Raw genomic sequence first — 13,988 nt, 5'->3', positions numbered from 1 at the left:
CGTTTTTAGGCTATGCGCCCGTTTTGCATAGAATTATAGTTTTATTATAATTTGGATTTTGTCCTGTATTTAAAATCGGGAGCTTTGTTTTAAGACGGCTTTAATTATGTTTATTTAATTTCTCCTAGTATTCCTATAGCTTCATATTTGAGTTTTTCTATGTCAATTCCCGTAAAAACACCGTTTTCATATAGTATTTTTCCGTCTGCCATTGTCAAAATTATATTTTCCGGAAGTGAAGCGTATATAAGGCCGTTAAGAAAATCATTCCCCGGCAGAAGGTTAATGCCGCTGAAATCCATGACAAATAAATCCGCTTTCTTTCCGGGTGCAATTACGCCTGTGTCATAGCGGCGCTGCGACAGCGCGCCGTTTACTGTCGCGGCTTTTATTATATCTTCAGAGCTTATCATGGACGCGTCCTTATGGATGCCTTTTGCTAAAAGCGCCGACATTTTTATATCTTCAAGGAAGTTAAGGTTATCGTTTGACGCCGCTCCGTCTGTTCCTATGGTTACGTTAATCCCTTTATTAATCAGCTTTGAAATGTCGCAAATTCCGCTTCCAAGCTTTAGATTGCTTAATGGGCAATGTGAAACGGTTACGTTTTTATTTTTTAATATTTCAATGTCATCATCGTTTATATATACGCAGTGGGCCGCTGTAACGTGGTTATCAAAAACGCCGAGGCTTTCAAAATACTGCGGCGGGGTTTTTCCATGCCTTAAGATACAGTCTTTTGTTTCTTTTTCGGTTTCGCTTAAATGAAGCTGAATTCCCGTATTTAATTCGCGGGCAAGCGCGCCTATCATTTCGGCCTTTTGAGGGTTTCCCGTATATTCCGAATGTATTGAAAGATCGGTTTTAATTCTTCCGCCGCATGAATTATTGTAATTTTTGAAAAAGTTTATTGCATCGTCTTTATTGCAGGTATATTTGTTATTGATAGAGTCGTCAAAAGAAAGGCCTTCCATGGCAATATTTGCTTTTATACCGCTCTCATCTATTGCGCTGCAAATAGTTTCGCTGAAATAATACATATTGTTAAAGGATGTTACGCCGCTTTTTATCATTTCTGAAATACCAATAAGAGAGCCTGTGTACACGGCTTTTTCCGTAAGCTTTGCTTCAAAAGGGAATATAAAATTTTCAAGCCATTTGTCTAAAGGCAGATTACCGCCAAGACTTCTGAATATTGTCATTGGAACATGGCAGTGAGTGTTTACAAAACCGGGCATAAGCAATTTATTTTTACCGTCTAATCTGCGTCCGTTGTAACTGCGCGGCGTTTCTTTGCCTATATAAGAAATTAAATCATGCTCAACAAGTATATTTGTATTTTTTATTACTTCAAAGCTTTCGTTCAGATAACTAATGTTTTCAAACAGCATATTTTTAACCTCCTTTTACATTAATTAACATAAGGATATATATTTTATATTAAATTTGTCAATATATTTCACCTAAAAAACTATATATTATGTTTACCAAATGGAAAAAATGTATTATAATAAAATTTGTTCAAAAAATAGTAGATGTTGGCATCAGCCTTTTGGAGGAAGTTAATTGGCAGGCAGACAAATGAAAAAACGTCCGGCGGGAAAACGTCCTGCAAATGTTAAAAAGAAAAAAAATAATAAGAATTACAGGATTGGTACGCTGCTTCTTTTTATCGTCCTTTCAATATATCTTTCGGGGTACCTTGTTAAGCTTATAAACAGGCCTTCTATTTCAATAGAAACGCTTAACTATGGCACAATAGACGTTCCGGCAACGCTTAGGGGAATTATAGTCAGGGACGAGGTTGTTATCAACAGTTCCATTGACGGGCAGGCAGAATACTATTATTCGGAAAACGACAGGGTTGCAAAAAACACCGTTATATGTTCGGTTAAAAATACAGGAACGACTGACGTTATTGAAAGCGAAATTAAAAAAATAGATAAAAGCATACTTGAAGCCCAAAAAAGCAGGGAGGATTTTTCTTTATTTAAAGACGATATTAAAAGCGTTGAGGAAAGTATAGAAAATATCATTGACAATTCCATATATAAATTTGTTAATAATGATTTAAGCGAGATATATTCCTTTAAAAATCAGATACAAACCCAAATTAATCAGCGCAACCAGATTTGGCTTGCAGAAAATTCAAAAAGCACGGACGAGCTTGCGGCCCAAAGGCAGCAGTTTAAGAACCAGCTTTCGGGCAACAGCGAAACTGTGACGGCGCCGGAAAGCGGAATTATTTCGCTTAAAGTAGACAATTTCGAGGAAATTGTTACTCCCGATGTTAGGACAAGTATTGCCGAAGATCAAATTAAAATGACGGTAAGGCCGTCATATATATCAAAGAGCCTTTCTCAAAGTGCGGGTTCGCCTCTTTTTAAGCTTATTAAAAGCAATACATGGTATGTTGTAAGCTATGTGCCCAACAGCGTGGCTTCAGAATGGGAAACGGGCGATTATATGGAGCTTACCACCACTGTGGACGATGAGGAAAAAACTGTTCAGATGCAGATTGAAAGTATGGAAGCCGGAGAAAATTCTACATATGTGGTTTTTGTAAGCGATAGGAATATGGCTGATTTTCTTGATATAAGAACAATGGATTTTAAAGTTAACGAAAAACTTCAAAAGGGTCTTAAAGTTCCGAACGAAGCTATTGTTGAAAGGGCGTTTTTAAAAATTCCCGTTGAATACATAAGCGAAAGCAACGGCGTTAAAGGCGTTATAAAAAGGGAAAGCGACGGGGATAAATTTAAGGAGCTGAAAATACTCAAATCCGATGATAAATACGCTTATATACTTCAGAACTTTAATGACTTTAAACTGGGCGATATTTTAATCGGAACTGGAGAAGAAGCCCAGCAGTATTCCTTAAGCGAAGTAACGACATTTAATTGCGTTTATGTTGCCAACAGCTCTATATCTGAAATTACGGTTGTAGACATTTTGGGACAAAACAGCGACTATGCAATTATTGACGCCGAAACGGGATACGGCCCTAAAGTATATGATAAAATTGTTTCCGATGCAAGCGTTATAAGTAATGAAGAACAAGTTAGCTAAAGGGGAAATGGCAAATGTCAAGTATTAAAGATAATATTGCGGAAATTAACAGAAGGATAGAAGCGGCCGCGGTTAAAAGCGGGAGAACAAGAGAGGACGTAACTTTTATAGTTGTAAGCAAGACTATAGACGTGCCGCGTATTAAAGAGGCCGTTGAAGCCGGCGAGATAAATCTCGGGGAAAATAAAGTTCAGGAAATAATGGATAAATACGAATATATGGGAGATGGAGTTAAATGGCATCTTATCGGACATTTGCAAACTAATAAAGTTAAGTATATAATAGATAAAGTTGAACTTATCCATTCGGTAGACAGCGTTAAGCTTGCTGAAGAAATTTCAAAAAGGGCCGTACAGAAAGGTATTGACGCAAGAATACTGCTTGAAATTAATATTGCAGGCGAAGAAAGTAAGTTTGGCCTTAAACCGGAGGATACGGAGCATGTTGTGAGAGAAATTGCTAAATTGTCTAATATTTCGATAAAAGGGCTCATGACAGTAGCGCCTTTTGTTGAAAATTCGGAAGAAAACAGGATTTATTTCAGACGAATGAAGGAATTACTTGTTGACATCAACAGTAAAAATATTGATAATGTAAATATGGACACGTTATCTATGGGAATGACAGGGGACTATGAAGTTGCCGTTGAGGAGGGGGCGACCATGGTCAGGATTGGAACAGGGGTGTTTGGTCCAAGGCTGTACCCTGAAAAAATAAACTGAGCATTTACTGCTAAGGAGGAAATGTAGTGGGACTTTTTGATAAGATGAAGAATGTATTTGCACCTGACGATGATGATTATTATGATGATGATTTGGGGATGGAGGAAGACGAGGAGCAGGAGCCTTTATATAATCCGCGAAACAATGATTATTCATCTTCGGGGCCTTCTTACAGAAGAAGGGAGTTAAGGGCAGATTCAAAAGTTGTTAACATCAACACTAATATACAAATGCAGGTTCGTATAATAAATCCTGTTAAATATGAAGACGCACAGGAAATATGCGATGAAGTAAAGGCAAGGAAACCGGTTGTTGTTAACCTTGAAAAGATGGAGTATCCTACAGCCCAGCGCATTATGGACTTTTTAAGCGGCACATGCTATTCTCTTGACGGAACAATCCAGAAAGTTGCAAGCAATATATACATAATTGCGCCTGAAAACGTTTCCGTTTCAGGCGATCTGAAAGAGGAACTTAAAACAAGCGGCTTAATTCTTCCATGGGCAAGCCAGGGCAAGTAAACGTATTTTTAGACTGGAGCGTTTTATGGAAAGTTTATTATTAAATTCGATTGACACATTTTTCAGGCTTTTGTATTTCCTTATTTTCATAAGGATAATTATGTCATGGATTCCGGGGGCCAGCCAAAGCGGCATAGGCAATTTATTATACAGCTTGACGGAACCTATACTCGGACCTGTCAGGCACTGGATGGATAAATCTCCCATAGGCGGTGGAATGATGCTTGATTTTTCGCCGGTTATAGCTTTATTTTTAATGCAGGTGGTTTCTATTGTGCTTAAAAACATAGTTATTATGATTTTTTAGGCGGTGAAGTAGTATGCTTGACAAACAAGCTTTATTGCGCAATGTTTATCAGCCTGACGAAAGGCTTTTGCTTGCAAAGGTCCTGGATCAGGCTGATTTTAGTTTAAAGCGGCATTCGGATACGTTTACGGATTTCTGCGACCCGAAAAAAATGGAAACGGTTATGTCGGTTATTAGGAATATAAGCGGCATAAACTTTTTTATTTTTGGCGGAAGCGGCGAGTGCGAGAGGCGTATAATTGGGTTTTGTCCCGATTACAGGGAGATTGAAAATTTTGATTTTCCTATTAAGGCCGTTAAAGTTTCAGCCAATATGAAATTTTCCAAAGAGTTATCCCACAGGGATTTCCTCGGTTCGGTTCTGGGCCTTGGAATTGACAGGGGAAAAGTCGGCGATATATTTATATTTGACAATTATTCCATTATTTTTGCGTTCGACGATATTGCGGAATACATAGCGGCCAATCTTGAACGGGTTGGCAGAACTGCCGTAAAAACTGAAATAATGGAAATTTGCGATATACAAATGCCTGAGAAAAATGTTGTTGAAAAAAGCATAACCGTCGCCTCTTTAAGGCTCGACGCCGTAATAGGGGGGATTTTTAACATTTCAAGAGGAAAGGCGTCCGATTTAATAGAAGGCGAAAAAGTCTTTATTAATTGGCTTTCGGTTACAAATGTTTCAAAGCCCGTTAAAGAAGGAGATATGATTTCAGTTCGAGGGCTTGGGCGCGCAAAATTTATGTCTTTGAACGGAAAGACAAAAAAAGGCCGGATTGGCATTGTAGTTGAAAAATATATTTAGAGGGTGAAACGCTTGAAAGAAATAGACGTTGTTACCAAAAATAAAATGTACCCGATTTCGGTTGGAATGGAGTTTGGAGGTCTGTCCGATTTGGCGTGCAGGTGCGGCCTTAACGGGAGGACGCTTTGTATTGTGTCAGACAGCAATGTTGCGCCTATTTATATTGAAAAGATCAAGGCTGCCTTTAAAGACAGCTTTTCTGCCGTTTACGAGTACATATTCAAAGCCGGTGAAAAAAGCAAAAATATTGAAACGGTTAAGGGGATGTATGATTTTTTCCTTGACAAAAAACTTGACAGGAAAACGGTAATAGCCGGGCTTGGCGGAGGCGTATGCGGGGATATGGCCGGCTTTGCGGCGGCTACGTATCTAAGGGGCGTAAAGTTTATACAGATACCTACGACCCTGCTTGCACAGGTTGACAGCAGTGTTGGCGGAAAAGTAGGCATAGACTACAAAAACAGCAAAAACGTTGTAGGAGCCTTTTACCAGCCCGATTTTGTGTACATAAATACGGAAACAATTAGAACTCTTCCTAAGAGGGAATTTTCTGCCGGAATGGCCGAAGTTATTAAATACGGACTTATAGCCGACGCGGAATTTTATAATTTTATAAAGACGCATAAGTATGAAATTAAAAATTACGACAGTGAAATCATATCCCAAATGATTTTAAAATGCTGTAAAATAAAAGCCGATGTTGTTTCAAAGGACGAAAAAGAGGACGGCCTAAGGGAGATACTTAATTTTGGGCATACAATAGGGCATGCAGTTGAAACCGTTAAAAATTTTGAGCTTCTGCACGGCGAGTGTGTGGCTGCCGGTATGGCGGCTGTATTAAATATATCGTTAAACAGAGGATATATAGAAAAAGGCTTTTTGGATGAATTTACGGAACTTATTGAATTTTTCGGCCTGCCGCCGCATATTTCCGGAATAGACTGTGAAGCCGTATATAAACAGATGTTTTTTGACAAGAAAGTTAGGGATAATAAGATTAATTTTGTCATTATGAAGTCTTTGGGGAATGTATTCAGGACGGATTCCGTTTCAAAAGAAGAAGCGGTTGAAGCTATTAAAAGTATATCAGGGTGATTATTTATGTTTGCTATTATAATCGGCGCCGTTTTGCTTACGGCGATTGACCAGGTTTCAAAATTTCTGGCTGTTGCAAATCTCAAGCCTGTCGGAAATATAACTGTAATAGACGGTTTTTTTGATTTGACTTTTGTCGAAAACAGGGGAGCCGCTTTCGGAATCCTTAACGGACATAGGTGGCTTTTTATTGCAATTACTGTCGCAGTGACAATAGCGGCTTTTTTCTATTTGAATAAGATGAAGGAATGCGACAGGGTTCACAATATACTTAAATTTTCTGTTATGCTGATACTTTCCGGCGCGTGGGGAAATGCGCTTGACAGGCTTTTCAGGGGATACGTTGTGGATTATTTTGAATTTACATTTATAAATTATCCGGTATTTAATGTGGCGGATATATATGTAGTGTGCGGCACGGTGATTTTGGCTGTGCTTTTGCTGTTTTTTATAAAAGACGAACCGGAAAAAAAGAAAGGATAATTATGGAAACATTTACTGTGGCTGCCGAAGATGAATTTATAAATAAAAGGATTGATTGTTTTGTTTCCGAAACGGAAGATTCATTGTCGCGCAGTCAGGCACAAAAATTAATAGAATCCGGAAATATACTTGTTAATGGAAAAAATGTAAAAAGCAATTATAAGATTAGGAAAAACGATATTGTATATATAGAAATACCTGATCCGGAGCCTTTGGAGATTGAAGCCGAGGACATTAAGCTTGATATACTTTATGAGGACGATGACGTTATAGTTATAAATAAGCCTCAGGGAATGGTTGTGCATCCGGCTCCGGGACATTACAGCGGCACTCTTGTAAACGCTCTTATGTACCATTGCAGGGATGGGCTTTCGGGCATAAACGGCTGCATGAGGCCCGGTATTGTTCATAGGATTGATATGAATACTTCAGGAGCGCTTATGGCGGCAAAAAGCGACGCCGCCCACAGAGGCCTTGCCATTCAGCTTGCCGAACATTCCATAACAAGAAAATACAACGCCGTTGTTTTTAACAACATTAAAACGGATGAGGGGACTATTGATAAACCTATAGGACGTAATCCCAAAGACCGGAAAAAAATGGCCGTTTTGCAGGCAGGGGGAAGGCGTGCGGTTACTCACTATACAGTAATTGAGCGGTTCGGAAAGTACACGTTTATTGAGGCGAAACTTGAAACAGGGCGTACTCACCAAATAAGGGTTCATATGGCGAGTATCGGACACCCGCTTTTGGGAGACGAGGTTTACGGAAGTGCAAAGCAGCCGTTTAAGCTTAACGGACAGGTTCTCCATGCAAGGATTCTCGGCTTTGTACATCCTGTAAGCGGCGAGTATATGGAGTTTGAAGCTCCTCTTCCCGAATATTTTCAAAAGCTTTTAGAAAAACTTAGATAGATTTTTGAGGTGTTATAATGTATTTAAAGCGTCTTGACCTGCAGGGGTTTAAGTCTTTTCCGGATAAAATAAAGCTCGAATTCAATAAGGGAATAACAGCCATTGTAGGGCCTAACGGAAGCGGCAAAAGCAATATTTCGGATTCAATACGCTGGGTGCTCGGTGAGCAAAAGGCGCGCAGCCTCCGCGGTGATAAAATGGAGGACGTAATATTTACGGGAACTGAAAGCAGGAAACCTTTAGGATTTGCAGAAGTTGCAATTACGCTTGACAACAGCGACGGAAAAATACCGCTTGAATACAGCGAGATAACAGTCAGCCGCACTGTTTTCCGTTCTGGAGAAAGCAAGTATATGATTAACGGCACTCAGTGCCGCCTGAAAGACGTGCATGAACTGTTTATGGACACGGGTATTGGCCGTGAGGGATATTCAATTATAGGCCAAGGAAGGATCGACGAAATACTGAGCAATAAAAGCGAGGACAGAAGGAGGCTTTTTGAAGAAGCGGCCGGAATTGTCAAATATAGGACAAGAAGGCTTGAAGCGGCGGGAAAACTTGAAAAAGAACATGAAAACCTGTTGAGAGTTAATGACATTATAGGCGAACTTGAAACTAAGACAGGGCCGTTAGCGCAGCAAAGCGAAACTGCAAAAAAATATTTGCGGCTTAAAGAAGAATTAAAAAAATATGAAGTAAACAATTTCTGTATACAGGCTGGGAGAATTGAGAAAAGCATTTCGGAGATAACCGAAGCTAAAGGAATAATGTTTCAAAATGCCGCAAGTGAAAAAGAAGCCTACGAAAATTCCAAAATATTATACGAAAAGCTTAAAGTAAGCGGAAAAGAAGTCGAAGCCGAGCTTGAAAAAACATCCGAAAGCATTTCCGTATGTTTAGCGGATGAAAAAAGCGTCGAAGGCGAGATCAATTTAATAAACGAACAAATACAATATGCTAACGAAAATATTAAAAGGATAGAGAACGAAAATTCACAAAGAATACGGAAGCTCGAGGACAGCAAAAACGAAGAGGGAATACTTAAAGCAAGGCTTACGGCAATAAGTGTTAACCATGCGCATATTTTAGAGAGGCTTAAAACTAAAGAAGAGGAATTTGGCAGTTTGTCCGGCTCTCTTGAAAAAAACGAGGAGACGGCAGAGCGATTTAAAACTGATATAATTGAAAAAATAAAAGATTCCACGGATATAAAAAGCAATATCCAACGGCTTGAAACAATGCTTGAACAATTTACGGAACGCAAAAAGCGTATATTGGATGAAAAGGATTTTAACAGCAGCCGTTTAAATGAAATAAACATTAAAATATCGGCTTTAAATAAAATTATTTCAGAAGAACATGGCTTAAAGAATCGGTATGAAAGTGAAATCGAAAGTATTGTATCGGAAAAAGATAAAATTTTAAATTTGCTGGATTATGAAGCCAAGGAATATCAGCGCCAAATGATGCGGCTTAACGAATGTAAAAGCCGCTTTAAAGTTTTAAGTGAAATGAAAAATGAACACGAAGGATTTTTCAAAAGTGTGAAATCTATACTCAAACTTAAAGGAAGCGATGGATTTAATGGGATTTGCGGCGCTTTCGGGGAACTTATAGGAGTTGAAAAAAAGTATGAAACCGCCATTGAAACCGCTATTGGCGGCGCCATACAGCACATAGTTACAGAAACGGAAATCGACGGGAAAAATGCGATAGAATATCTTAAACGAAATAATCTCGGCAGGGCGACTTTCCTTCCTTTATCGGTTATTAAAGGCCGCGGTATTGAAAACGGCAGGGACGATCTGCTTAGATTGGACGGCGTAATCGGAATTGCAAGCGAACTTGTCAAATTTGATAAAAAATATGAGAATGTAATTTTAAATGTACTCGGAAGGGCTGTTATCGCCGAAGATATAAATTCCGCCCTTAATGCCGCAAAGAAAACGGGACATAAGTATAAAATTGTAACGTTAGACGGCGACATATTAAATCCCGGCGGAACAATGACGGGAGGCAGTATTGCCAAAAAAAGTTCAAATATTTTCAGCCGGAGCCGTGAAATTGAGGAATTTAGAGCCCAAATAGAAAATTTAGAAAAGAAGTGCGGTAATATACTGTCGGAAATGGAAAATAAAAAATCTGAAGCTGAAAAACTTGACGCCGGTTATAAGGAAAAAACTGAAAAAGTACAGAGTATTAATATTTCATGTGCGGCTAAATCACAGGAACTTGAGCAGTTTAAGCAGTCTTATACGGACCGTATACAGGCGGCGCACAGTCTTGACATGGAAAGCAACGCGCTGACGGAACAGATTGGATCTGCACAGAAAGATATATCTGAATTTGAAGACAGGCTTTCTAGACTTCAAAATGAAATAGACGAAATAGATAAATATCTCCGGGAATATCAGGGAGCGATGCAAAGCGATAAAATTGTCAGGGATGAAATATACGAAAGTATAACCGAACTTAAAATTGAAGCGTCGTCGGCAGAGCAGGAGAAAAAATCAGCGCTTGAAAGTTTGGAACGTATCCTCAATATGCAAAAGCAAATAAACGATGAGATTTTAAATGCGGACAAAGAGAAAAATAATTTTGTTTCAAACATGGGAGAAAAAGAAAATCGGCTTAAAAAAGTTTTTGAAACGGGCGAAGCCTTAAAGGTAAGGATTGAAAGCCTTGAAAATCTCAGAAATGGAATTTTGGAAAAAATAAATTTAATCCATGATGAAATAAAAGAAAACGAGGAAAAGAAGCAGAATTCTTTTGAAAATATAAATAAGCTTGAAAGCCGTATATTTAAACTTGAAACAAAACTTGAAGGCTTGGAGGAAGAAAAAAAACGAATATATAATACCGTGTGGGAAGAATATGAAATTACATATCGGCAGGCGCAGGACATGTTTGACGAAACAATACCTGCCAATGAAATATCAGAAGCTATAAAAGAGATTAAATCCGGTATAAAAGCCCTAGGCAATGTAAATGTCAACGCCATTGAAGAATTTAGGGAAGTTAAAGGCAGGTATGATTTTTTGACTGCCCAACGCGACGACATAATTAACGCCGAAGAAAAGCTTAAGAAAATAATATCCGAACTTTCGCAGCTTATGGAAAATCAGTTTAAGGAACAATTTAAATTGATTTCAGAGAATTTTAACAGCGTTTTCAGGGAGATGTTCGGCGGCGGAAAAGCATACCTTAAAATGACCGACGAAGAAAATGCCCTTGAAAGCGGAATTGAAATTATAGCCCAGCCGCCGGGCAAGAACCTGCAGAATATGATGCTGCTTTCAGGCGGAGAGAGGGCGCTTACGGCAATAGCAATTTTATTTTCAATACTTAAAATGAAACCGTCGCCTTTTTGTATACTTGATGAAATAGAGGCGGCCCTAGACGATGCAAATGTTAAGAGGTTTGCGGATTATCTTAAAAAATTTTCCTGTGACACTCAGTTTATTGTAATAACACACAGGAAGGGAACAATGGAATCCGCCGACGTTATGTACGGCATAACAATGCAGGAACATGGAGTTTCTAAAATTGTTTCTGTAAAATTTGAAGACGGGAAAGGAGATTAATTTTGGGAATTTTTGATTTTTTAAAAAAGAAGAAGGAAGATATAAATAAAGAAAGCGCGGAAAGCCTCAGCGGCGTCTCGGAAGAAGTTTGCGTGCAGGAAAACATAGATGATATTTCGGAAAAAACAAATGCAGATAATGAAGAAAAAGCTGACAAATTAAACGATGCAGATAAAGAAAAAGAGTCCGGCGGCGATGAAACAGATGTTTTTACAGCCGAAACTGGCGTTGAAGAAAGCATATATTGTGAAAATAAAAACGAACAAAGCGGCACACCTTCCGGCGATGATGAAAACGGGAATATTACTGAGAATTTTGAAGAAAATCCGGAAAAGACAGTCATAGAAACAGAAAAGAATCCGGAAGCCGAAGAAATACATAAAGAAAAAAAAGGATTTTTTGCAAAATTAAAAGAGGGGCTTAACAAAACCAGAAACAGTATATTAGGCGGAGTTGACAGCGTACTTGGCGCATTTACCAAGATTGACGAGGATTTGTTTGAAGAACTCGAAGAAATATTGATAATGGCTGATTTGGGCGTTGAAACTACTATGTCGATTATTGAAAATTTACGAAAGAGAGTTAAAAAAGAGGGGGTAACGGATCCTTCAAAGATTAAAGGAATGCTTGCCGAAGAAATTACGTCAATACTTACGGAAGGTACGGAGGACGATTATGAACTTAATACTCCGGCAGTCCTTCTTGTGATAGGCGTTAACGGGGTTGGAAAAACAACGACTATAGGAAAACTTTGCAGTAATTTAAAATCCGATGGAAAAAGCGTGCTTCTTGCCGCCGCCGACACTTTTAGGGCGGCGGCAATAGATCAGCTTGAGGTGTGGGGCAAAAGAAGCGGAACCGATATAATTAAGCATGAGGAAAACAGCGATCCGGCGGCAGTGGTGTTTGACGCCGTTAATGCCGCGAAAAACAGAAAAACCGACGTGCTTATATGCGATACTGCCGGAAGGCTGCACAATAAGAAAAATCTTATGGAAGAACTTAAAAAAATATCTAAAGTTATTGAAAGGGAGTATCCTCAGGCCAACAGGGAAACGTACCTTGTACTGGATGCCACTACCGGTCAGAACGCATTGCAGCAGGCAAAGCTTTTTAAGGAAGTTGCGGATATAACAGGAATAGTTTTAACGAAACTGGACGGTACGGCCAAGGGCGGAATTGTTGTCGCTATTAAGAACGAGCTTAAAATACCTGTGCGCTATATAGGCGTTGGAGAGGGAATCGGCGATTTACAGAAATTTAATGCCGAAAACTTTGCAAAAGCGCTTTTCGGAGATGAATAGGTTATAATGTTATGGATTTTTGAAAAATGAAAGGGATTAAAGGCTTTTTTTTAACATAATTCGCGTATTTACAGCAACAATAACATTTAGCCCGGCAGTTTTTACGTCCGGAAGATTTTGAATTTTTTGTTATATTTATTAAAAAAACAGATACTAAATTAAGAAAACCAGCATAAATACAGTATCAATCAATAAAACAGTGAAAGAAAAATAAGGAAAATTAAAACGAAATTACAACAAACGAAAGAGCCTTATGTAACGACTTATACAAATAAATACCGAGTTATGGGAGAATGACGCTTGAAAAAGAGCGTCTTTTTCTATATCGTAAAACAACAGATTATTTCATTTCCGCTTGATTACCCTAGACTTATCGGACTATGGTTTGTCAAAGGCTTGTTTCGTAAGCAATGCTAAACAGCGCCCTTTACAAAGTATAGGCTGATAAGTAATTTTTCAAATGCAGAAAAGAAATGGCAACGTTTATAACAGCGTGATATAATGCAGATAAAAACAAATTAGAATTTAGGGGAAGAAAAAATGATTATAAGAAAATATCAGCCGTCAGATTGCAAAGAATTGACAGAGCTGTTTTATAATACAGTTCACAATGTTAATGCAAAAGATTATACAAAAGAACAGTTAAATGTATGGGCGACAGGGCAAGTAGATTTAGAAAAGTGGAATGAGTCGCTTCAAGAACATTTCAGTGTTGTTGCGGTTGATAATGAAATCATTGTAGGCTTTGGGGACATAGATAAAACAGGCTATCTTGACCGTCTATTTATTCACGCTGATTATCAAGGAAAAGGCGTTGCAACTGCTATTTGTAATCAACTGGAGCAAGCGGTTAAAGGAGATATTGCTACTCACGCTTCTATTACTGCAAAGCCTTTTTTTGAAAAAAGAGGTTATAAGATTGTAAAGGAACAACAGGTAGAACGGCAAGGAATTTTTCTTACAAATTATGTGATGATAAAGGAACGATAAATCTCAGTTTTTCATAGGCGAAGAAAGGAGAAAAACATGAAAATCGGAATTGTATGTGCCAGTGATGATGAACTTGCGCCTTTTTTAACTATGAAAAAATATATTGTAAAGTAAAAATGCTTGACAAAATAGTAAAAAGGGTGTAGTATAATCCAAGTAAAGTATTTTTACTTTACATTTTTTATGTCTGGCGA

General features: G+C 38.4%; 12 protein-coding genes. 11 read left to right on the top strand and 1 reads right to left on the bottom strand.

Features of this window, described 5'->3' with window-relative positions:
• Window positions 1–110 precede the first annotated feature (110 nt).
• Window positions 111–1,391, bottom strand: a complete 1,281-nt coding sequence (locus tag NE664_06650; protein ID MCQ4726342.1) for an amidohydrolase — start codon at window positions 1,389–1,391, stop codon at window positions 111–113.
• Between the two features lie 175 nt (window positions 1,392–1,566).
• Between NE664_06650 and NE664_06645 the strand changes: the two genes are divergently transcribed.
• The 11 genes from NE664_06645 to NE664_06595 all read left to right on the top strand — a co-directional run bounded on the left by NE664_06645 (window position 1,567) and on the right by NE664_06595 (window position 13,794).
• On the top strand, window positions 1,567–3,069 hold the full coding sequence (locus NE664_06645; GenBank protein ID MCQ4726341.1) for a hypothetical protein: 1,503 nt from the start codon (window positions 1,567–1,569) through the stop codon (window positions 3,067–3,069).
• Between the two features lie 14 nt (window positions 3,070–3,083).
• Complete coding sequence (locus NE664_06640; protein MCQ4726340.1) at window positions 3,084–3,791, top strand: YggS family pyridoxal phosphate-dependent enzyme; 708 nt, start codon at window positions 3,084–3,086, stop codon at window positions 3,789–3,791.
• Between the two features lie 26 nt (window positions 3,792–3,817).
• Window positions 3,818–4,312 carry a cell division protein SepF gene (locus tag NE664_06635; protein MCQ4726339.1) on the top strand — a complete coding sequence of 165 codons (495 nt, stop codon included), beginning with the start codon at window positions 3,818–3,820 and terminating at the stop codon, window positions 4,310–4,312.
• Between the two features lie 25 nt (window positions 4,313–4,337).
• Window positions 4,338–4,619, top strand: a complete 282-nt coding sequence (locus NE664_06630; GenBank protein MCQ4726338.1) for a YggT family protein — start codon at window positions 4,338–4,340, stop codon at window positions 4,617–4,619.
• A gap of 13 nt (window positions 4,620–4,632) precedes the next feature.
• Window positions 4,633–5,424 carry a YlmH/Sll1252 family protein gene (locus tag NE664_06625; GenBank protein MCQ4726337.1) on the top strand — a complete coding sequence of 264 codons (792 nt, stop codon included), beginning with the start codon at window positions 4,633–4,635 and terminating at the stop codon, window positions 5,422–5,424.
• A 12-nt stretch (window positions 5,425–5,436) separates the two neighbouring features.
• Window positions 5,437–6,519, top strand: coding sequence for a 3-dehydroquinate synthase (aroB, locus tag NE664_06620; protein ID MCQ4726336.1), 1,083 nt, complete (start codon window positions 5,437–5,439; stop codon window positions 6,517–6,519).
• Between the two features lie 6 nt (window positions 6,520–6,525).
• Window positions 6,526–7,002 (top strand): signal peptidase II, encoded by a 477-nt coding sequence (lspA, locus tag NE664_06615; GenBank protein ID MCQ4726335.1) that lies wholly within the window; start codon window positions 6,526–6,528, stop codon window positions 7,000–7,002.
• A gap of 2 nt (window positions 7,003–7,004) precedes the next feature.
• Complete coding sequence (locus NE664_06610) at window positions 7,005–7,916, top strand: RluA family pseudouridine synthase (protein ID MCQ4726334.1); 912 nt, start codon at window positions 7,005–7,007, stop codon at window positions 7,914–7,916.
• Between the two features lie 17 nt (window positions 7,917–7,933).
• Entirely contained in the window at window positions 7,934–11,500 is a 3,567-nt protein-coding gene (gene smc / locus NE664_06605; protein MCQ4726333.1) for a chromosome segregation protein SMC, read from the top strand.
• Window positions 11,501–11,508: 8 nt separating this feature from the next.
• On the top strand, window positions 11,509–12,804 hold the full coding sequence (gene ftsY / locus NE664_06600) for a signal recognition particle-docking protein FtsY (GenBank protein MCQ4726332.1): 1,296 nt from the start codon (window positions 11,509–11,511) through the stop codon (window positions 12,802–12,804).
• 540 nt (window positions 12,805–13,344) lie between these two features.
• A complete protein-coding gene (locus NE664_06595; protein MCQ4726331.1) occupies window positions 13,345–13,794 on the top strand; it encodes a GNAT family N-acetyltransferase in 450 nt (149 codons plus the stop codon).
• The last annotated feature ends 194 nt before the right edge of the window (window positions 13,795–13,988 follow it).

The sequence above is a fragment of the Anaerotignum faecicola genome, from assembly GCA_024460105.1.
GTDB lineage: Bacteria > Bacillota > Clostridia > Lachnospirales > Anaerotignaceae > JANFXS01.
This window is presented reverse-complemented; position numbering and strand designations above follow the sequence as displayed.